The sequence below is a fragment of the Micromonospora sp. DT68 genome, assembly GCF_049847245.1.
In the GTDB taxonomy this organism is placed as follows: Bacteria; Actinomycetota; Actinomycetes; order Mycobacteriales; family Micromonosporaceae; genus Micromonospora; species Micromonospora profundi.
In genome coordinates this window covers 74,682-93,762 of the sequence record NZ_JBNCNZ010000014.1, presented here as the reverse complement: position 1 = coordinate 93,762, position 19,081 = coordinate 74,682, and the positions used below count along the sequence as shown (strand labels likewise).

The following is a 19,081-nucleotide window of genomic DNA, read 5'->3' as shown; positions in this document are numbered from 1 at the left end:
GGTTGTGCCAACCAGTTGTGAAGGATTATTTTCGAAGTATGGCCTTCACAACTGGTGAGTCGCGCTGGGCAGACGTCTGGTTGGCGGCCACGGCTCGGGGCACCACGATCTGCGGCGACTTCCTCGCGGCCACCGCTCTCGCGCTGGCCCTGCAGAATGCCGGTGCCGGTGGGCTCGCCGTCTCGGGGCTGTTGCTCGCGGCCACCCTCCCGCTGGTGGTGCTGGCACCGCTCGCTGGTCGGCTCGCCGACCGGGTGGACAGCCGTACCCTGCTGGTGACCGTCGGGCTGGCCCAGGCCGCGATCTGCACGATGCTCGCCATCGCCACCCACCCGGTACTGGTCATCGGGCTGGTCGCGCTGCTCGCCTGTGGGCTCGCGGTGACTCAGCCCTGCCTGGCGGCGCTGCTCCCGGCCATGGTCCGCCCGGGTGACCTGCCCCGGGCGAGCGCCATCACGCAGACAGCCGTGTCCCTCGGCGCGCTCGGCGGTCCGGTGTTGGCCGGGCTGCTGGTGGGGCAGTTCGGCACCCGCGTACCGCTGCTTTTCGACGCCGCGACCTACCTGGCGCTTGTGGTCGCCGGCCTGCTGCTGCGGACCCGGCGGGGTGGTCGGCCAGCCACCGCCACCACGACCGAACTGCCAACCCCGCAGGTCCAAGCCGTGCCGCAGGCTGCCAAGACGACTACGGGTACGGCCGAGGGGTGGCGGTTCCGCCGGGACCCGCTGATGGTCGTCATGGTGGTGTGTATCGCCGTGGTGATCACGGCGATCGGCGGCATCAACGTGATCGAGGTCTTCTTCATCCGGGAGACGCTGAACGGCTCCGCCACGATGTACGGCCTGGTCGGGGCCGCCTGGATGGCCGGCCTGCTGCCCGGCGGCTGGTTCGCGGCCCGGCTCGTACGACGGCTCGACGACGACGACGGCTGGCTGGTACGTGGCGTGCTTGTCACGTTGGCCGGGTGCAGCCTCATGGTGCTGCTGGCGTCCACGGTGCCGACGGCGACCCTGCTGGTGCCGCTCTGGCTGGTGGCGGGCGCTGCGAACGGCGCCCAGAACGTGTTCGCCAACCTCCTCACCGCCCGCCGGGCGCCGGAGGCGATGCGCGCCCGTGCGTACGCCAGTTACGGCGCGGCGGTGCAGGGCGGCTCGATGATCGGCTACCTGCTCGGTGGCCTGCTGCTCACTGTCGTTTCGCCCCGGCCGTTGATCGCTGCGGCCGGTGCGGCCGGGCTCCTGGTGGCGCTGGCTTTCGTGCCGGTCGTCGCCCGGGCGGTACGCCGTCCGTCGATCGAGGGCCGGGAGAGTCAGACCGACCTGCCGTCGCAGTGCGCGGACGATGCGGGGTTGGCCACTCTGGGCCGGCCCGCCGAGCCGGAGCCGGGCGGCGGGGATACGGTCGGGTCATGGCTGAGCGCATCGCACGCCCGCGGGTCGGGCACATCCAGTTCCTGAACTGCCTGCCGATCTACTGGGGTCTGATGCGCTCCGGTGCCCTGCTCGACGTGGACCTGCACAAGGATTCGCCCGACCGGTTGAATGCCGCGCTTGTCGCCGGTGACCTGGACATCGGGCCGATCTCGCTGGTGGAGTACCTGCGGCACGCCGACGAGTTGCTGCTCCTGCCGGACCTGGCCGTGGGCAGTGACGGGCCGGTGCTCTCGGTGAACGTGGTCTCGACCCGACCTCTCGCCGAGCTGGACGGCGCGCGGGTGGCGCTCGGCTCGACCTCGCGGACCGGTGTGATGCTGGCACAGCTGCTGCTCGCCGAGCGCTACAACGTACGCCCCGACTACTTCCGCTGCCCGCCGGACCTGACCCAGATGCTGCTGGAGGCCGACGCAGGCGTGCTGATCGGCGACGTGGCGCTGCGGGCGCTCCACGAGGCGCCGCAGCGGGGCGTCACCGTCACCGACCTCGGGCAGGCGTGGCGGGAGTGGAGCGGGCTGCCGATGGTCTTCGCCGTCTGGGCGGTACGCCGGGACTTCGCCGCCGCGCACCCAGGCATGGTCAAGGAGGTGCACGAGGCGTTCCTACGGTCGCGTGACCTCTGCCTGGCCGAGTTGGACCAGGTCGCCGAGGCGGCGGCTCGGTGGGAGACGTTCGACGCCGCGACACTGGCGACGTACTTCCGGACCTTGGACTTCTCGCTCGGTGACCGGCAGGTCGCCGGGCTGCGGGAGTTCGCCAGGCGCGCCGCCGCGATCGGCGAGGTGCCGGCGCTGCCTGTCGACGGCCCGGAGTTCTTCGCCAGCTGAACTGCCGCGAAGCCCACCGCACCAAGCGACCAGGCCGGACTGCACAACCGACCCGCCGGCGGGTCAGGTGCCGGGGCTGAGCAGCGCCTCGGTGATCTTCTCGCAGTTCTTCATGCCGTAGTCGTAGCCCATGTCGATCGGGTACTTGACCATCACGCCCATCGTCCAGGTGTCGCCGATGGCCAGGCAGTTGATGTGCATCTGCTGCTCGCGGGTCCTGTCGATCCACCCGTTCTTGATGGCGATCTGCTTCTGCTTGGCCGCCGGGAACGCCTTGCGGATGCCGAAGTCACCGGCGCCGCGGACCAGCTTCATCTCGTTGAGCAGCCACTTGGTCCATTTGGGACCGGCGGCGGTGCCGGTGGCGATGCAGTTGCCCAGCCGGGCGGTGTCGCGGGGGGACAGAGCCGTGCGGCTCCAGCCCTTGTCGGGGGCGACGCTGCTGTCGGTGAGTTTGCACATGGAGATCAGCCGCTTGATCGAGGCGTCCCGGCCGACCGAGTTGTAGAACTGCTCGGCACGGGTGTTGTCGCTGTCCCGGATGATCCGCGTGGCGTCGTCGAGTTTCGCGTCGCTCGGCGTCTGGCCGGCGTCGGCGGCCCGGCGAAGGTAGTCGGCGACGATCCACGACTTGATCAACGAGGCGGTCGTACTCGTCTCGTCCATGTTCTTCGAACCGATGATCTTCCCGGTCCGGCGGTCGAGCACGCTCCAGCCGTACCAGCCCTCGATGTCCAGATCGAGGTCCTTTGCCGCGAACGGCAGCGGCGACAGCGCCGGGCTGGGGCTCGTCGACGGCGAAGCGGGCTGGCGCGCACTGCGGTCGGTGGCTCCACTTGTGGACCGGCCGCTGCTTGCCTCGGATTCACCCCACTTGGCGGCGGCGGACGACTCGAACGGTGACCCGGGCAGCAGCCGCAGCGACACCAGCACCAGCGCGACAAGGATGATCGCGACGGCGATCAGGCGTAACGGGGAGGTCTCACCTTCCGCCCCGCGGCCCGCCCGGCGGCTCCCGGCCATCAGAGGGCCTCGGCGGGCTGTGGCACCTTCAGCGCGGCGCCCGGCTGCGGGGTGACGAGTTGGGTGGCCACGCTGGCGCAGACCTGCGCGCCGTAGTCGAGGCTCGACCTGACCGGGTAGCGCAGCATCACCGCGAGGCTCCACTTGTCGGTGACAGCAAGGCAGTTGACGTGCCAGTTGTTGTCGTAGTACAGGCGGGTCCAACCGTTCTTCATACTGACCGGGCCCTGCGCGGTGATCGACTTTGGCAGGCCGTCGATGATCCCCCAACGTCCGCCACCGGAATCGGCCCGCTGGTCCTTGTCGGCGGTGGTGCCGCGAACCTTGCTCATCTCGTTGAGCACCCAGTCGGTCCACTTCGGGCCTGCGGCCTTACCGCTGGCGATGCAGTCGCCGAGCCGGGCGGCGTCCCGGGGGGACATCCGGGTGAAACTCCACCAGCCCTCGTACTTCGGCACATTGCCCCGCTTGGTGTCGGTCAGCCCGCAGATCTTGATCGCCCGCTGGATGACCGGGCCCGGCTGCCCGTTCGGCAGCGCCCGGTACGAGCCGCCGGCGGCGGCGTAGACCCTGTTGGCAGCTCCGTCGTTGCTGTCCCGGATGGCCATTACGGATGACTTCTTGAGAGCTTCGGTCGGCTCCTTGTCGCCGAGCTGCCGCAGGTAGTCCGCGACGATCCACGCCTTGATCATCGACTCGGTGGAGCTGGTCGCCGTCATGTTGGGCGATCCGGAGATCTTGCCCGTCTCCCGCTCCAGCAGGGCCCACGAGAAGAACTCGCCCTTGAAGCTCACCGACACCGGGCCAGCGGCCAGCGTGGGTGGCGGCGGCGGAGTGGGCGAGGGCGCGGCGACGGAGGCGGCACCACCGCCACCTCCGCTGCTGTCGCCGTTGGAGAGCCGGGCGTACGCGGTGGGGACCAGCAGGACGCCACCGAGAAGGACCGCTACGACGGCGAACACCATGGTCACGCGGGATCGCATGATTTGGGTGAGCTCCAGATGTCAGGGCCGGGGGGACCGGCTTGTTGTCCGGGCGATCGGTGCGTTCGCCGAGGCGCGGGGGACTGTGGCCTCTGTGGAGCCGGCGATTGGTGGCAGCCGATCGGTTGACCGGCAGAAGTCTACGTCCGGACCGGCCGAACGGCAGACTTCGACACCTGAGGACACGCCATTTCCGTGGGAAATCAGGCTTATATGTGTCTTGTGTGAGGATTCACGTTTCGGCAGTGACTCATGTCATAGGTGGGTCGTAGCGATGCGTGGTCAAAAAGTGCCCATCCGTGACGGTAGGTGACTCGGGTTTCCTGTTACACCCCCTAGTGCATGAGGGCGCAAGCTGTAACACTTGTCCTCATGTATGGCAACGACTTCTCCGTACCGGACGACGCACCCGGCGCTGGCCTGCTCGGTGAGGTCGAGGCGGCCGAGGCAGACCTGCGGGCGGCTGCCGCCCGTCAGCGCCGGGGCGGCCCGGCACCGGACGAGGACCTGGCGGCGTACTTCGCCGAGGTCGTCGACGCCGAGCAGAAGATCGAGCCGCGTGACTGGATGCCCGAGGCGTACCGCCGGACGCTGATCCGGCAGATCGCCCAGCACGCCCACTCCGAGATCATCGGCATGCAGCCGGAAGGCAACTGGATCAGTCGGGCGCCGTCGCTCAAGCGCAAGGCGATCCTGCTGGCAAAGGTGCAGGACGAGGCGGGCCACGGGCTCTACCTCTACGCCGCCGCGGAAACCCTCGGCATCAGCCGCGACGAGCTCGTGCAACTGCTGCTCGACGGAAAGCAGAAGTACAGCTCGATCTTCAACTACCCCACCCTGACGTGGGCCGACGTGGGCGTGATCGGCTGGCTGGTGGACGGCGCGGCGATCGTCAACCAGGTCCCGCTGTGCCGCTGCTCCTACGGCCCGTACGCGCGAGCGATGATCCGGGTCTGCAAGGAGGAGTCGTTCCACCAGCGTCAGGGCTACGAGATCCTGCACACCCTCGCGCACGGCACCCCCGCGCAGCAGGCGATGGCCCAGGACGCCGTGGACCGCTGGTGGTACCCGTCGCTTGCGATGTTCGGCCCGCCGGACGGCGACTCCACCCACTCCACCCAGTCGATGGCGTGGAAGATCAAGCGCTTCTCGAACGACGACCTGCGGCAGCGCTTCGTCGACATGTGCGTCCAGCAGGCCGAGGTCCTCAGGCTGCGCATCCCCGACGACGACCTGCGCTGGAACGAGCAACGGCAGGCGTACGACTACACCCAGCCGGACTACGACGAGCTGATGCGGGTGATCTCCGGCGACGGGCCGTGCAACCGGGAACGGATGGCGCACCGCCGAGCCGCACACGCCGACGGCGCATGGGTACGCGAGGCCGCCGCGGCGTACGCCGCCAAGCGGGCGGAGAAGAGGGAGAAGGTAGCCGCGTGAGCACCGAACACTCGCCGCTGTGGGAGGTCTTCGTACGGGCGCGGCGCGGGCTGTCGCACACCCACGTCGGCAGCCTGCACGCCCCCGATGCCGAGTTGGCCCTGCGCAACGCCCGGGACCTCTACACCCGCAGGCAGGAGGGGGTGTCGATCTGGGTGGTGCAGGCGAGCGCGATCACCGCGTCCAGCCCGGACGAGAAGGACGCCTTCTTCGACCCGGCGGCCGACAAGGTCTACCGCCATCCCACCTTCTACGAGGTGCCGGACGGGGTGGCCCACCTGTGAACGGGCCGTTCGACTTCACAGTCGCCCTCGGTGACGACGCGCTGATCGCGGCGCAGCGACTTGCCGAGTGGACCACCCGTGCACCGGAGATGGAAGAGGACATCGCGCTTGCGAACATCGCCCTCGACCAGCTCGGCGCGGCCCGCCTGCTGCTGTCGTACGCGGGTGAGCTGGAGGGCGCCGGCCGCGACGAGGACGCGCTTGCGTACCTGCGCGACGACCGCGAGTTCCGCAACGTGCTCCTGGTCGAGCTGCCAAACGGCGACTTCGCGGTGACCATGGCGAAGCTGTTCTTCCTGGCCGCGTACCAGGTGCCGCTCTACACGGCGCTTGCCGGATGCGCGGACGAGCGGCTGGCCGCGATCGGCGCGAAGGCCCGCAAGGAGTCGGCGTACCACCTGGACCACGGCGCCCTGTGGGTGAAGCGGCTCGGTGACGGCACCGAGGAGTCGCACCGCCGGATGCAGGCGGCCGTCGACCACGTCTGGCCGTACACCCACGAGTTGTTCGTCGCGGACCCGGCGGCGCCTGTCGACCCGGCCACGCTGCGGCCGGCGTTCGACGACACCGTCGGCCCGGTGCTGGCCGAGGCGACGCTCAGCAGGCCGGAGCGCGGTTGGGCGCCGGGCGGCGGGCGGGCAGGTGTGCACACCGAGCACCTGTCCTACCTGCTCGCCGAGATGCAGGTGCTGCACCGCGCTCACCCGGGGGCGGCCTGGTGAGCGCGCGGAGCGCGACGCGGCCCAGCCCTGCGGCCGGTGACCGCGTGCCTGTCGATCCGCGTACTGCAGTGGCGGCGGTGGTGGACCCGGAGATCCGGGTCATCACGATCGACGAACTGGGGATCCTGCGCGCGGTCGAGGAGGACCCCGCCACCGGGCGGGTCACCGTCACCATCACCCCGACCTACACCGGCTGCCCGGCCATGGACGTCATCCGGGCCGACATCAGGCGCGCGCTTGCCGCCGCCGGACACCCGGACGTCGAGGTCCGCACCGTTTTCAGCCCGGCCTGGAGCACCGACTGGATCTCCGACGATGGGCGGGCCAAGCTCGCCGCAGCGGGGATCGCCCCACCGTCGCCGGTCGCCGCGCCCGGCGTGGTGGCGCTGACCCTGGCGGTCCGCTGCCCGCGCTGCGGGTCGCCGGAGACCGAGCAGGTGAGCCGGTTCGGCTCGACCGCCTGCAAGGCGCTGTGGCGTTGCCGTTCGTGTTCCGAACCCTTCGACCACCTGAAGGCACTGTGACAGTCACCATCACCCGGCCGGTCCGCCGCCGGCCGGTCTTCCACCCGCTGCCGGTCTCCGCCGTCGACAGGCTCACCGACGACTCGGTGGCGGTCACGTTCGCCGTACCCGAGGAGTTGCGCGACACCTTCGCGTTCCGCGCGGGCCAGCACCTCACGGTGCGTCGGGTGACCGACGACGGCGAGGACGTGCGGCGGTCGTACTCGATCTGCTCCACCCCCGACGACCTGGCCCGGCACGGGCGGCTGCGGATCGGCGTGCGGGAGATCCCCGGCGGCGCGTTCTCGGCGTTCGCGTGCGGCGCGCTGCGTGGCGGCGACACGGTCGAGGTGCTGCCGCCGCTTGGCACGTTCACCACGGCGTTCGCGCCGGACCGGGTGCGGCACTACGGCGCGGTCGTCGCCGGTTCCGGCATCACGCCGGTGCTCGGGCTGGTCGCGACGGCTCTGGCCGTCGAGCCGGCCAGCACCTTCACACTGGTGTACGGCAACCGCACGGCGAACACAGTGATGTTCGCCGAGGAGTTGGCCGACCTGAAGGACCGCTACCCCACAAGGCTGCACCTCGTGCACGTGCTGTCCCGCGAGCAGGGCGAGTCGCCGCTGCTCTCCGGGCGGATCGACGCCGAGCGGCTGGGCCGTCTGCTGGACACCATCGTGCCGGGCGACGTCATCGAGGAGTGGTTCCTCTGCGGCCCGTACGCCATGGTGGTCGACGCCCGGGACGTGCTGACCGGGCGCGGGCTGCCCGAGTCGGCGGTACGCACCGAGTTGTTCCACGTCGACGCGCCGCCGGAGCCTGTGGTGCGCCCCGCCGACCAGCCGGGTGCCGGCGCGGAGGTCACGATCGTGCTTGACGGCCGGTCGTCGAACTTCACGATGGGCCGTGAGGAACGGGTGCTGGACGCCGCGCTGAAGGTGCGCGGCGAACTGCCGTACGCCTGCAAGGGTGGTGTCTGCTCGACCTGTAAGGCGAAGGTCGTCGACGGGGCGGTCACGATGGCCCGCAACTACGCCCTGGAGCCCGACGAGTTGGCCGCCGGTTACGTGCTGACCTGCCAGTCCAGCCCGACCACCGACAGGCTCACCGTCGACTACGACGCCTGACGCCCCGGTCCAATCACCAGGGCGGTTCCGAGGCGGCCCGGCCACGGGCGCGGCTCACGTGGCCGCGCCACCCGGCGAGGAGCGCGAGCAGGGCCCATCCCGCCGCGCCCATGACGAGCATGCGCTGCTTCCCGGCCGGGTCCACGTCCTGCGCGTCGGTCAGATCCACCTGACCCTGCGGGTCGACGAGCACTGTCAGGCGCTGACCGACGCGGTAGCCGGGGGAGCTGCCCCGGTAGACAAGCGGCTCGTCGAGCCGGCTGGTGGCGCCCTGGAGGCCGAACTCGTGCCGCTTGCCGGTGGTCTGCACGTCGGTGATGGTCACCTGCTGGGCGACGCCGCGCTGCTGGAGCACCGCTTCCGGGGCCAGCTGCACGGCGCCCACAAGCACGAACAGGGCCGGCATCACCGACAGCACGCTCAGCCACCAGCCCCGGTGCAGCAGGCGCAGGGCGACCGAGAAGGCCAGGCAGCCGACCAGGCCGACGCTGATCGGCACCGCGGTCGGCAGCCCCACGGCGAGGTAGCCGACCGCCGTGGCCACGACGATCACGGCCAGGCCGAAGCCGATCAACGCGGCCGTCATCGCGACGGACCACAGGGCGGAGCGGGCGCCGACCACGCGTACGGGGGTGGGCGGGTGCGATTGGACGGACACGCCGAGAGCGTAGGTGCCCGACGCGAGGCCGCCGGCGTGCCCGTCGCGGGTCAGCTCGGTGCCTTTACCTGACCGTCGAAGGCGATGCTGCGCCACAGGTCGAACTGTCGGTCGTTGCCGACGAGCGGGTTGCCGACGAGCGCGACGGCGGCGTGGACCTCTTCGTCGGTGCGGAGCAGCCGGAAGTAGCCGGGGCCGACCAGGGCGATGCCCCGGTTGGTGGACTGGATGAGTTTCATGTCGTCCTTCCAGAGGTCGAGGGGCGGGTTGCCGGTGAGCTGTCGGGCGACGTCGGCGCGCATCGTGTCGAGGTCGATGAAGGAGGGGTCGATCTTGCCGGTGGTGCTTGTCTCCCGGTGGCCACGTGCATGGCTGGCGTCGCGGCCCAGCCGGCGCAGTACTGCGGCGGTGGCGAGTACGGAGGCGGCGTACTGGGCGGGGGTCATCCGCTGGTCGACCCCGTTGTAGTCGATCTCCCAACCGACCAGGAGGGTGTTGCCGTCGCCGGCCGGGATGGGGCCGCTGCCACGGCTGGACCCGGCGTGGTTGGCCCGCCCGCCGGAGATGACGTGAAAGACGCCGTTGTAGTCGACGAGCGCGTGGCACAGCGGGCCGGGCAGGTCGGAGCGGCCGTTGATGCAGATGCCCAGGGCGGGATGCGGGTTGGCGGCGCTGGAGGTGGCGGCGGTGTGGTGCCAGAGCACGCCGATCGGGTTGAACGAGCTGCCGGCCACCCGGCCGAGCCAGTTGCCCTCCTCCACCACCGAGACACCGGCTGAGCGGAGTACGTCGGCCAGCCAACCGATGGTGGCCATCAGCGTTCCAGCAGGTCGGCGAGGCACTCCGGTGCGGGAGCGGTCGCTGCGGCCGGGTGGGGGGACGCGGTGAGCACCAGGCCGCCGGCCGCGAGAGGAGCCAGGGTCAGGAAGGCACGACGGCGTAGCGCGCGCCTCGTTGCGGGTGCGGGTTCGTCGGTCATCAACGAATCGTAGAATATCGATGGCTTGCCGTGTGGGCGTGGCGATCGTCACCGCGCTTTCCGTGCCGGAGCGCGAGGGTGGGCGACGTGGGGTCCGGTGCGGTCGGCGTACGCTCGGGGTGTGACGGCGAACCGCGAGATCGACGACATCCTGCAACGCGGCGCGGACGGCGGGCGGATCACGCCCGAGGAGGCGCTGCTGCTCTACACGGAGGCGCCCTTTCACGCGTTGGGCGAGGCGGCGGACGCGGTGCGCCGGCGGCGCTACCCGGACAACGTCGTCACCTACCTGATCGACCGCAACATCAACTACACGAACGTCTGCGTGACGGCGTGCAAGTTCTGCGCGTTCTACCGGGCACCCAAGCACTCCGAGGGATGGACCCACCCGACCGAGGAGATCCTGCGTCGCTGCGGCGAGGCGGTCGAGCTGGGCGCGACCCAGGTCATGCTCCAGGGCGGGCACCACCCGGACTACGGCGTCGAGTACTACGAGGAGCTGTTCTCCTCGGTCAAGCAGGCGTACCCCCAGCTCGCCATCCACTCGATCGGCCCGAGCGAGATCCTGCACATGGCCAAGGTGTCCGGCGTGAGCCTGGACGAGGCCATCGCCCGGATCAAGGCCGCCGGTCTGGACTCCATCGCCGGTGCCGGGGCGGAGATGCTGCCCGAGCGCCCGCGTAAGGCAATCGCGCCGCTCAAGGAGTCGGGTGAGCGCTGGCTGGAGGTCATGGAGCTGGCCCACCGGCAGGGCGTCGAGTCGACAGCCACCATGATGATGGGCACCGGCGAGACGCACGCCGAGCGGATCGAGCACCTCCGCATGATCCGCGACGTGCAGGACCGCACCCGTGGTTTCCGGTCGTTCATCCCGTGGACGTACCAGCCGGAGAACAACCACCTCAAGGGCCGCACCCAGGCGACCACGCTGGAGTACCTGCGCCTGGTCGCGGTGGCCCGGCTCTTCTTCGAGACGGTGCCGCACCTTCAGGCGTCCTGGCTGACCACCGGCAAGGACGTCGGGCAGCTCGCGCTGCACATGGGCGTGGACGACCTCGGCTCGATCATGCTGGAGGAGAACGTCATCTCCTCCGCCGGCGCTCGGCACCGCTCCAACCTGCACGAGCTGATCGGCATGATCCGCTCCGCCGACCGCATCCCGGCCCAGCGGGACACCCTCTACAACCGGTTGGCGGTGCACCACACCCCGGCCGACGACCCGACCGACGAGCGGGTGGTCTCGCACTTCTCGTCGATCGCGCTGCCTGGTGGCGGTGCCGGCCGGTCGCTCCCCCTGGTCGAGGTCAACTGAGGCGGGCCCGGCTCGACCGTTCGGTTGACCAGGGGGTAGTGCCCTCGCGCGGCCGTTCGGTTGATCAGGGGTCGTGCTCCCGCGCCGGTGCCTCGGCGGTACGGGTCGACAGTGCCGTCGCAGCGCCAGGCTGCCCGCTGCAGGGCTGGTGGAGATGATCGTGGGCGGCTACCGTCCCGGCCATACCCGTCCTCACCACCCGCCGCCCAGGTGCGCGGATCGGCGGATTCCGCACGCGGTGCTGGTGGAGGTGGTCGGACGGGTGCTGGACCGGGGTAGTCCTCCATCGACCCATGAGGGTCGTTCATATAACGCACGGCGGTACGGGCGGGATGGGTGACCATTCCGCCCGTACCGTCTGCCCGGTCCGGTAAAGACAGTGGAAATGCGGCTCCCACGCTGGCGCGGGAGATCGACCTTCGATAACGTCCGCTCGTTCCCACAACCATTGCCTTCCCTATCCCCCGGGGGACTGATGACACCGTTCCACCGCTCGACTCTGGCTCGCGCCGGCGTCGTGGCCCTGCTCGCGGCCGGTGGCCTGGCCACCGTCGCCGCCCCGGCGCAGGCCGCCGAAGGGGCCGACCTCGCGCTGCAGCCGTTGAGCTACCAGCTGGCCAAGGGCGTCAAGGAGGCCAAGGCCAAGCCGTTCAAGTTCCAGGTCGACAACACCCGGAGCACTGTCGACGCCAAGGACGTCCGGGTCACCGTGGAGACGAAGGGCCTCAAGAACCGCAAGGTGGGCTACCTCGTCCCGATCGGGTGCGACGTCACCGGCACGAAGTTCACCTGTCTGCTCGGCGATCTGGCCGCCGGCACCACCGAGGACTTCGGTATCCCGCTCTTCTCCACCGGTGGTCGCGGTAACGGCGGCACGCTCGTCGTCACGATCAGCTCGGCCACCACCGACCCCAACCTCGACGACAACACCGTCGAGCACGACATCACCGTCACCGAACCCGGCTACGACCTCACCGCCTGGGTGCAGGACGTCTACGCGAACGTGACTGTCGACGGCGACGAGGTCGGCGAGTCCGACCTCCGGGCTGTGAAGCGCGGCGAGACCGCGCCGCTGGACTGGGCGATCTACAACGACGGCAGCCGCAAGGCGACCGGCGTGGCGTACGGGATCACCCTGCCGGCCGGCGTCACCTTCGCCGAGCTGCCGGAGGGCTGCATCGAGCAGCCGCTGGGAGGCTTCGCGAACGCGTACTGCGAGGACACCGGTGTGGTGCTGAAGCCGGGGCAGTTCTACACCGCGGGCATCAAGGTGAAGGTCGGCTCGGACGTCACCGAGTCGGTGCTCCGGCCCGGCTTCCTGTGGGCAGCCGGTCTGGACGCGTCAGTGGGTAGCCCCGAGGAGCAGCCGAAGGTCGCCACCGGCGCGCAGCGCAAGGCGTTCACCGAGGTCGACGAGGTGGACAACAGCGCGCAGTTCGACGTCTTCGTCGACCTGACCGTGCAGCCCACCCCGACGCCGACGGCCACGCCCTCGCCGACGGCGACGCCGACCCCGGGTGGCACGACGTCACCGGGTACGACGACGTCTCCCGGCGTCACCACGTCGCCTGGTTCCGGTGGCGGTTCCGGTGGCGGCGGTCTCCCGGTGACCGGTGTGCAGGTCGGCCTGATCGGCGGCATCGGCGGCATGATCCTGCTCGTGGGTGGAGCGCTGCTTGTGCTCTCCCGCCGACGCAAGGTCGTCCTGGTCGCCCCGGGCGACGAGAAGTCGACCGACTGACCGAGGCATGACGTGAAGGGCGGGGTGGGCGACCACCCCGCCCTTTCGCGTGCCAGGGCCGCCGCCAGTGCCTGCTCCATCGCCGCAGGCAGCGCCGATGCTTCCGACCGGTCAGAGGTACGCAGACCCAGCGCTCGTCTGTTGGCGGGCGGCTGGCAGAGTGGAGGGGTGAGCCGTACCCCGCAGGGCCAGCGAGCCAGCCTGGACAAGCAGCCGCACGAGGTCGCCGCGATGTTCGACGATGTGGCGGAGCGTTACGACCTGACGAACACTGTGCTCTCCTTCGGCCAGGATCGCTCCTGGCGTCGGGCCACCCGGGCCGCGCTCGGCCTGCGGCCCGGCGAGCGGGTGCTGGACGTGGGAGCGGGCACCGGTGTCTCGACGCGTGAGCTCGCCCATTCCGGGGCGTACGCGGTCGGCGCGGATCTGTCGCTGGGCATGTTGTACGCGGGCAAGCGGGCGCGACCGGAGGTGCCGCTGCTGGCCGGGGACGCCCTGCGACTGCCGTTCGCCGACGCCAGCTTCGACGCGGTGACCATCTCGTTCGCGCTTCGCAACGTCAACGACACCGATGCGGCCCTGCGCGAGCTGGCCCGGGTCACCCGGCCCGGCGGGCGGCTCGTGGTGTGCGAGTTCAGCACGCCCGTCAATCCGGCCTTCCGGACGGTCTACCTGTCGTACCTCATGCGGTCGCTGCCGGCGGTGGCCCGTGCGGTGTCCAGCAACCCGGAGGCGTACGTCTACCTGGCCGAGTCGATCCGGGCATGGCCGGACCAGGCCGCGTTGGCCGGACGTATCGGTGCCGCCGGGTGGGGACGGGTGGCGTGGCGCAACCTGACCGGCGGCGTGGTCGCCCTGCACAGGGGGATCCGCGAGTAAGCGGCCCACTCCTACCCGAATCGGTTCACCTTTCGGCAATGTCGGAATTTTGTCTACTTTGCCCGGTACGCTTGCCGGCATGACCGGAGCAGACCCGGCGGGCCCGGTGACCGCCACCGACGACGACGCGGCCGAGCTCGTCGCGCAACTGCGCGCACTTGCCGGCGCCGACCCGGCGGAGGTGCGGCAGGTCGTCGCCGAGGTGCTCGCCGCCCTGGACCGGGCCGCCGGGGGTGCGTTACGTGAGCATTTGCCGGAAACCATCCGGGTTGACGCGGGCCTGGAAGCGCCCAGTCGGATCTGACACCTGACTACTGTGGACGGTCACCGGCTGTAACACCAGCGACTTAGGTACCCCTGACCCTGCGCTGGTATGACACCGGTCATACACTCGTCTCGTCTGGCTTGTGAAGCATTTCACGAGCGTGCGGGAGGAGGTGCGAATGACCGCGGTGGAACACGACGCCGACGTCATCGTCGTTGGCGCCGGCCCCGGTGGATCGGCGACTGCGTACCACCTGGCCCGGCACGGCGTACGCGTGCTGGTGCTGGAGAAGACCGAGTTCCCTCGGGAGAAGGTCTGCGGCGACGGGCTGACCCCGCGCGCGGTGCGGCAGCTCATCCGGATGGGCGTGGACACCTCGCCCGAGGGCGGCTGGCTGCACAACCGTGGCCTGCGGGTGATCGGCGGCGGCGTCCGCCTGGAGCTGGACTGGCCCGAGCTGGCGAGCTTCCCCAACTACGGCCTGGTGCGCACCCGGCTCGACTTCGACGACCTGCTCGCCCAGCGCGCGGTGGCCGCCGGCGCGAAACTCCGTACCAACGTCAACGTGCTCGGCCCGGTGCTCGACGGCGACGGCCGCGTGACAGGTGTCGAGGCCGAGGTGGGGCCCGGCAAGGAGCCCACCACCTTCCGCGCCCCGCTTGTCGTGGCCGCCGACGGCGTCTCGGGTCGGTTCCCGCTGGCGCTCGGGCTGGCCAAGCGGGAGGACCGGCCGATCGGCGTGGCCGTCCGCCGCTACTACCGGTCCCCGCTCAAGCACGACGACAACTACCTGGAGTCGTGGCTGGAGCTGCGCAGCAAGGACAGCGGCGACAACCTGCTGCCCGGCTACGGCTGGATCTTCGGCCTCGGCGACGGGCGGGTGAACGTCGGCCTCGGCGTGCTCAACTCGTCGTCCGCGTTCGGCAAGACCAACTACCGCCGGCTGCTCACCGACTGGCTCGCCAACACCCCCGCCGAGTGGGGCATGACCGACGAGACGAACGCCGACGGTCCCATCCTCGGCGCCGCGCTGCCGATGGGCTTCAACCGGGTGCCGCACTACACCCGGGGCGTGCTGCTCGTCGGTGACTCCGGCGGCATGGTCAACCCGTTCAACGGCGAGGGCATCGCGTACGCGATGGAGTCCGGCGAGTTGGCGGCCGAGGTCGTGGTGCAGGCGCTCGCCCGACCGGCCGGCCCGGAGCGGGAGCGGGCGCTGATGGCGTACCCGAACGAGCTGAAGGCCCGCCTCGGTGGCTACTACCGGCTGGGCGGCATCTTCGTGAAGCTGATCGGCCGTCCGGAGATCATGCGGATCGCCACCAAACACGGAATGCCGCATCCGACGCTGATGCGATTCGTGCTCAAACTGCTGGCCAACCTGACCGACCCCCGTGGTGGGGACGCGATGGACCGGGTCATCAACGCGATGACGAAGGCGGCTCCGGCCGTGTAAATGACGCCGATGACCTCACTTCCCGCCGCCACCGACGCCGGCGGGGAGCTGCTGAAAACCGTGTCGAGACTGGTCACAGTTCCGATCCGGACAGAGATCGACCCCCGCTGGCAACCACCGGCAGGGATGTGAATAGTGTGAATTTTGTCAAGCACCGAGGGCAGGGAAGGACGAGCAGGAGAAAAGATGTCGCTCTCGCCTTACGCACCGATCATCGGGCTCTTCGCCCTCGCCGCGGCGTTCGCGCTGTTCTCTGTCGGCGCTGCCCGGATAACTGGCCCCCGTCGATACAACAAGGCCAAGCTCGAAGCCTATGAATGTGGCATCGAGCCCAGTCCGCAGCCGGTTGGCGGCGGGCGATTCCCGATCAAGTTCTACCTGACGGCGATGCTCTTCATCGTCTTCGACATTGAGATCATCTTCCTCTACCCCTGGGCGGTCTCGTTCGACGCTCTGCCGATCTTCGGCTTCGTGGAGATGGTCCTGTTCATCGTCGCGGTCTTCGTCGCGTACGCCTATGTGTGGCGGCGCGGCGGCCTGGACTGGGACTGAGGAAGGAACGTCAGATGGGCATCGAGGAGAAGCTTCCCGCCGGCGTCCTGCTCACCTCGGTGGAGAAGCTGGTCAACTGGTCCCGGAAGTCGTCCGTGTGGGGCGCCACCTTCGGCCTGGCCTGCTGCGCCATCGAGATGATGGCCGCCGGTGGTCCGCATTACGACATGGGCCGCTGGGGCATGGAGGTCTTCCGGGCCTCGCCCCGGCAGGCCGACCTGATGATCGTGGCCGGGCGGGTGAGCCAGAAGATGGCACCCGTGCTGCGCCAGATCTACGACCAGATGGCCGAGCCCCGCTGGGTGCTCTCGATGGGCGTCTGTGCCAGCAGCGGCGGCATGTTCAACAACTACGCCATCGTGCAGGGCGTCGACCACGTCGTGCCTGTCGACATGTACCTGCCCGGCTGCCCGCCCCGGCCCGAGATGCTCATCGACGCGATCCTCAAGCTCCGCGAGAAGATCATGTACGAGCCGCTGGGTGCGAACGGCCGCAAGATGCTTGCGGCCCGCCAGGAGCGCGGTGACGTGCCGGTCGTGCCGTACGGCTCCATGCCGTCCTCGTACCGCAGCGACAAGGCTCGGCGTGCCGAGTGGACCCAGGCGGTCCGCGAGGGCCGCGAGGAGCAACTGCGTATCGAGAACTGGATGAACGCCCAGAACCACCTCCACGCGCACAGGGGCCCCAAGTGAGCGCGAGGAGTGCAGCGAAGCGGAGCCCCGCAGTCGCGAACGGAGGGCAGGCGCAGTGACCGCACCGAACGACAGGACCAATGACGGGGGTGTGCCGGTTCCGGTCACCCCGGCCGGCGCTAGCGGCACCGCCCCGGCCGAGTACCCGCCGTCCAGCCCGGCCGGCCGCGGGATGTTCGGCAACCAGGGCACCGGCGACGTGTCCGGCTACGGCGGCCTGGTCCGCCAGCGCCAGCCCATCGAGGAGGCCGCCCGACCGTACGGCGGCTACTTCGACGAGGTCCGCGACGCGCTGGAGGAGGCGTACCCGGCCTTCGGAGACGCGATCGAGAAGGTCGTCGTCGACCGGGGCGAGTTGACCCTGCACGTCCGCCCGGAGCGGATCGCCGAGGTCTGCCAGGTGCTGCGGGACGACATGGCGCTGCGCTTCGAGCTGTGCTCCTCGGTGTCCGGTGTGGACTACCTCGGCGCCGACGAACGCCGGCTGCACGTGGTCTACCTGCTCACCTCGATGACGTACCGGCGTCGGGTCCGGCTGGAGGCCGCGGTCTCCGTCGAGCAGCCGCACCTGCCCAGCGTGACCGCCGTCTACCCGACTGCGGACTGGCAGGAGCGGGAGGCGTACGACATGTTCGGCATCGTCTTCGACGGCCATCCCGCCCTGACCCGGATCCTCATGCCGGACGACTGGGAGGGTCACCCGCAGCGTAAGGACTACCCGCTCGGTGGGGTGCCCGTCGAGTACAAGGGCGCCGAGATTCCGCCGCCGGACCGGAGGAGGTCCTACCAGTGAGCGCGAGGAGTGAGCTTGCGAGCCCCGCAGTCGTGAACGGAGGGCGGGCACTGTGACCACGTCGAACTACGCAACCGAGCGCGAGACCGCCGAGGGTCGGGTCTTCACCGTCACCGGTGGCGACTGGGACACGGTCGTCTCGGGCGCCGACCCGCTCAACGACGAGCGGATCGTGGTCAACATGGGTCCGCAGCACCCGTCCACGCACGGGGTGCTGCGCCTGATCCTGGAGCTTGAGGGCGAGACGGTCCGCGAGGCCCGCTCGGTCGTCGGCTACCTGCACACAGGTATCGAGAAGAACCTCGAATACCGCAACTGGGTGCAGGGCTCGACGTTCGTGACCCGGATGGACTACCTCGCCCCGATCTTCAACGAGACGGCGTACGCCCTCGCGGTCGAGAAGCTGCTCGGCATCACCGACGACATCACCGAGCGCGCCACCACCATCCGCGTGCTGATGATGGAACTCAACCGGATCTCGTCGCACCTGGTCTGGCTGGCCACCACCGGCATGGAGCTGGGCGCGATCTCGATCATGCTCTACGGCTTCCGCGAGCGGGAGTACATCCTGGACATCTTCGAGACCATCACCGGTCTGCGGATGAACCACGCGTACGTCCGGCCGGGCGGTGTGGCGCAGGACGTTCCGGACGAGGCCATCGCCAAGATCCGTGACTTCCTCAAGATGATGCCGAAGAAGCTCAAGGAGTACGAGGACCTGCTCTCCGGCCAGCCGATCTGGCTGGAGCGGACGAAGAACGTCGCGGTGCTCGACGTCACCGGCTGCGTGGCGCTCGGCGTCACCGGGCCGGTGCTGCGCTCCGCCGGGCTCGCCTGGGACCTGCGCAAGACAATGCCGTACTGCGGCTACGAGACGTACGAGTTCGACGTGCCGACCCACACCGACGGTGACGTGTGGGGCCGCTACCTGGTCCGGCTCGCCGAGATCCGGGAGTCCATGAAGCTCGTCGAGCAGGCGCTGGACCGGTTGAAGCCGGGTCCGGTGATGGTCGCCGATCGCAAGATCGCGTGGCCGGCCCAGCTCGCCATCGGTGTCGACGGCATGGGCAACTCGCTGGAGCACGTCGCGAAGATCATGGGTCAGTCGATGGAGTCGCTGATCCACCACTTCAAGCTGGTCACCGAGGGCTTCCGGGTCCCGCCCGGCCAGGTGTACGTCGGCATCGAGTCGCCCCGCGGCGAGTTGGGCGTGCACGCGGTCTCCGACGGTGGCACCCGGCCGTACCGGGTGCACTACCGGGAGCCGAGCTTCGTCAACCTCCAGGCCCTGCCGGCGATGGCCGAGGGCGGCCTGATCGCCGACGTGATCGCCGGCGGCGCCTCGCTGGATCCCGTGATGGGTGGGTGTGACAGGTGAGCGCGAGGAGTGAGCTTGCGAGCCCCGCAGTCGC

General features: G+C 69.8%; 21 protein-coding genes. 16 read left to right on the top strand and 5 right to left on the bottom strand.

Features of this window, described 5'->3' with window-relative positions:
* Positions 1-38: 38 nt before the first annotated feature.
* Together ACPXB1_RS23155 and ACPXB1_RS23150 are read left to right on the top strand one after the other, a co-directional pair.
* Positions 39-1,457 (top strand): MFS transporter, encoded by a 1,419-nt coding sequence (locus ACPXB1_RS23155; RefSeq protein WP_355627514.1) that lies wholly within the window; start codon positions 39-41, stop codon positions 1,455-1,457.
* A complete protein-coding gene (locus tag ACPXB1_RS23150; RefSeq protein WP_355588022.1) occupies positions 1,409-2,260 on the top strand; it encodes a menaquinone biosynthetic enzyme MqnA/MqnD family protein in 852 nt (283 codons plus the stop codon). Before ACPXB1_RS23155 ends, ACPXB1_RS23150 begins: the two co-directional genes overlap by 49 nt.
* A gap of 63 nt (positions 2,261-2,323) precedes the next feature.
* Here ACPXB1_RS23150 and ACPXB1_RS23145 read toward each other — a convergent pair whose 3' ends face one another.
* Together ACPXB1_RS23145 and ACPXB1_RS23140 are read right to left on the bottom strand one after the other, a co-directional pair.
* On the bottom strand, positions 2,324-3,283 hold the full coding sequence (locus ACPXB1_RS23145) for a hypothetical protein (RefSeq protein WP_355627516.1): 960 nt from the start codon (positions 3,281-3,283) through the stop codon (positions 2,324-2,326).
* The gene (locus ACPXB1_RS23140) at positions 3,283-4,266 is read right to left on the bottom strand and encodes a hypothetical protein (protein WP_355588026.1); all 984 of its coding nucleotides are present in this window, start codon (positions 4,264-4,266) and stop codon (positions 3,283-3,285) included. The genes ACPXB1_RS23145 and ACPXB1_RS23140 overlap by 1 nt, the downstream gene beginning before the upstream one ends.
* Before the next feature lie 372 nt (positions 4,267-4,638).
* Here ACPXB1_RS23140 and paaA point away from each other — a divergent pair, with 372 nt between their 5' ends.
* The 5 genes from paaA to paaE are packed head-to-tail and all read left to right on the top strand — an operon-like array spanning position 4,639 to position 8,342.
* The gene (gene paaA, locus ACPXB1_RS23135) at positions 4,639-5,706 is read left to right on the top strand and encodes a 1,2-phenylacetyl-CoA epoxidase subunit PaaA (RefSeq protein ID WP_355627519.1); all 1,068 of its coding nucleotides are present in this window, start codon (positions 4,639-4,641) and stop codon (positions 5,704-5,706) included.
* The gene (gene paaB / locus ACPXB1_RS23130) at positions 5,703-5,990 is read left to right on the top strand and encodes a 1,2-phenylacetyl-CoA epoxidase subunit PaaB (RefSeq protein WP_355588030.1); all 288 of its coding nucleotides are present in this window, start codon (positions 5,703-5,705) and stop codon (positions 5,988-5,990) included. The genes paaA and paaB overlap by 4 nt, the downstream gene beginning before the upstream one ends.
* A complete protein-coding gene (paaC, locus tag ACPXB1_RS23125; protein WP_355588032.1) occupies positions 5,987-6,712 on the top strand; it encodes a 1,2-phenylacetyl-CoA epoxidase subunit PaaC in 726 nt (241 codons plus the stop codon). The genes paaB and paaC overlap by 4 nt, the downstream gene beginning before the upstream one ends.
* 44 nt (positions 6,713-6,756) lie before the next feature.
* Positions 6,757-7,236 (top strand): 1,2-phenylacetyl-CoA epoxidase subunit PaaD, encoded by a 480-nt coding sequence (paaD, locus tag ACPXB1_RS23120; RefSeq protein ID WP_355588493.1) that lies wholly within the window; start codon positions 6,757-6,759, stop codon positions 7,234-7,236.
* On the top strand, positions 7,233-8,342 hold the full coding sequence (gene paaE / locus ACPXB1_RS23115; protein ID WP_355588034.1) for a 1,2-phenylacetyl-CoA epoxidase subunit PaaE: 1,110 nt from the start codon (positions 7,233-7,235) through the stop codon (positions 8,340-8,342). The genes paaD and paaE overlap by 4 nt, the downstream gene beginning before the upstream one ends.
* 13 nt (positions 8,343-8,355) lie before the next feature.
* Here paaE and ACPXB1_RS23110 read toward each other — a convergent pair whose 3' ends face one another.
* The 3 genes from ACPXB1_RS23110 to ACPXB1_RS23100 are packed head-to-tail and all read right to left on the bottom strand — an operon-like array spanning position 8,356 to position 9,979.
* Positions 8,356-9,000 carry a hypothetical protein gene (locus ACPXB1_RS23110; RefSeq protein WP_355627522.1) on the bottom strand — a complete coding sequence of 215 codons (645 nt, stop codon included), beginning with the start codon at positions 8,998-9,000 and terminating at the stop codon, positions 8,356-8,358.
* A 50-nt stretch (positions 9,001-9,050) separates the two neighbouring features.
* Complete coding sequence (locus ACPXB1_RS23105; protein WP_355588038.1) at positions 9,051-9,815, bottom strand: peptidoglycan recognition protein family protein; 765 nt, start codon at positions 9,813-9,815, stop codon at positions 9,051-9,053.
* Positions 9,815-9,979, bottom strand: coding sequence for a hypothetical protein (locus ACPXB1_RS23100; RefSeq protein WP_355588040.1), 165 nt, complete (start codon positions 9,977-9,979; stop codon positions 9,815-9,817). Before ACPXB1_RS23100 ends, ACPXB1_RS23105 begins: the two co-directional genes overlap by 1 nt.
* 121 nt (positions 9,980-10,100) lie before the next feature.
* Between ACPXB1_RS23100 and mqnC the strand changes: the two genes are divergently transcribed.
* From mqnC to ACPXB1_RS23055, 9 genes are all read left to right on the top strand, one after another.
* Positions 10,101-11,291 carry a cyclic dehypoxanthinyl futalosine synthase gene (gene mqnC / locus ACPXB1_RS23095; protein WP_355588042.1) on the top strand — a complete coding sequence of 397 codons (1,191 nt, stop codon included), beginning with the start codon at positions 10,101-10,103 and terminating at the stop codon, positions 11,289-11,291.
* 475 nt (positions 11,292-11,766) lie between these two features.
* Entirely contained in the window at positions 11,767-13,032 is a 1,266-nt protein-coding gene (locus ACPXB1_RS23090; RefSeq protein WP_355588044.1) for an LPXTG cell wall anchor domain-containing protein, read from the top strand.
* 168 nt (positions 13,033-13,200) lie between these two features.
* Positions 13,201-13,911 (top strand): demethylmenaquinone methyltransferase, encoded by a 711-nt coding sequence (locus ACPXB1_RS23085; protein ID WP_355588046.1) that lies wholly within the window; start codon positions 13,201-13,203, stop codon positions 13,909-13,911.
* Positions 13,912-13,990: 79 nt separating this feature from the next.
* Positions 13,991-14,215 carry a hypothetical protein gene (locus ACPXB1_RS23080; RefSeq protein WP_355588048.1) on the top strand — a complete coding sequence of 75 codons (225 nt, stop codon included), beginning with the start codon at positions 13,991-13,993 and terminating at the stop codon, positions 14,213-14,215.
* A 139-nt stretch (positions 14,216-14,354) separates the two neighbouring features.
* Positions 14,355-15,632 (top strand): geranylgeranyl reductase family protein, encoded by a 1,278-nt coding sequence (locus tag ACPXB1_RS23075; protein ID WP_355588050.1) that lies wholly within the window; start codon positions 14,355-14,357, stop codon positions 15,630-15,632.
* Positions 15,633-15,818: 186 nt separating this feature from the next.
* A complete protein-coding gene (locus ACPXB1_RS23070; RefSeq protein WP_053652225.1) occupies positions 15,819-16,184 on the top strand; it encodes an NADH-quinone oxidoreductase subunit A in 366 nt (121 codons plus the stop codon).
* A 14-nt stretch (positions 16,185-16,198) separates the two neighbouring features.
* On the top strand, positions 16,199-16,876 hold the full coding sequence (locus ACPXB1_RS23065; RefSeq protein WP_355588052.1) for a NuoB/complex I 20 kDa subunit family protein: 678 nt from the start codon (positions 16,199-16,201) through the stop codon (positions 16,874-16,876).
* Between the two features lie 55 nt (positions 16,877-16,931).
* Positions 16,932-17,669, top strand: coding sequence for an NADH-quinone oxidoreductase subunit C (locus ACPXB1_RS23060; protein ID WP_053652227.1), 738 nt, complete (start codon positions 16,932-16,934; stop codon positions 17,667-17,669).
* Between the two features lie 52 nt (positions 17,670-17,721).
* Positions 17,722-19,047, top strand: a complete 1,326-nt coding sequence (locus tag ACPXB1_RS23055; RefSeq protein WP_355627527.1) for an NADH-quinone oxidoreductase subunit D — start codon at positions 17,722-17,724, stop codon at positions 19,045-19,047.
* The last annotated feature ends 34 nt before the right edge of the window (positions 19,048-19,081 follow it).

Coding starts and splice junctions, on each gene's coding strand:
- ACPXB1_RS23145 (WP_355627516.1), bottom strand. CDS start 3,283: ATGGCCGGGAGCCGCCGGGCGGGCCGCGGGGCGGAAGGTGAGACCTCC.
- ACPXB1_RS23100 (WP_355588040.1), bottom strand. CDS start 9,979: ATGACCGACGAACCCGCACCCGCAACGAGGCGCGCGCTACGCCGTCGT.
- ACPXB1_RS23090 (WP_355588044.1), top strand. CDS start 11,767: ATGACACCGTTCCACCGCTCGACTCTGGCTCGCGCCGGCGTCGTGGCC.
- ACPXB1_RS23080 (WP_355588048.1), top strand. CDS start 13,991: ATGACCGGAGCAGACCCGGCGGGCCCGGTGACCGCCACCGACGACGAC.
- ACPXB1_RS23070 (WP_053652225.1), top strand. CDS start 15,819: ATGTCGCTCTCGCCTTACGCACCGATCATCGGGCTCTTCGCCCTCGCC.
- ACPXB1_RS23105 (WP_355588038.1), bottom strand. CDS start 9,815: ATGGCCACCATCGGTTGGCTGGCCGACGTACTCCGCTCAGCCGGTGTC.
- ACPXB1_RS23155 (WP_355627514.1), top strand. CDS start 39: ATGGCCTTCACAACTGGTGAGTCGCGCTGGGCAGACGTCTGGTTGGCG.
- ACPXB1_RS23150 (WP_355588022.1), top strand. CDS start 1,409: ATGGCTGAGCGCATCGCACGCCCGCGGGTCGGGCACATCCAGTTCCTG.
- ACPXB1_RS23075 (WP_355588050.1), top strand. CDS start 14,355: ATGACCGCGGTGGAACACGACGCCGACGTCATCGTCGTTGGCGCCGGC.
- ACPXB1_RS23140 (WP_355588026.1), bottom strand. CDS start 4,266: ATGCGATCCCGCGTGACCATGGTGTTCGCCGTCGTAGCGGTCCTTCTC.
- paaA (WP_355627519.1), top strand. CDS start 4,639: ATGTATGGCAACGACTTCTCCGTACCGGACGACGCACCCGGCGCTGGC.
- ACPXB1_RS23065 (WP_355588052.1), top strand. CDS start 16,199: ATGGGCATCGAGGAGAAGCTTCCCGCCGGCGTCCTGCTCACCTCGGTG.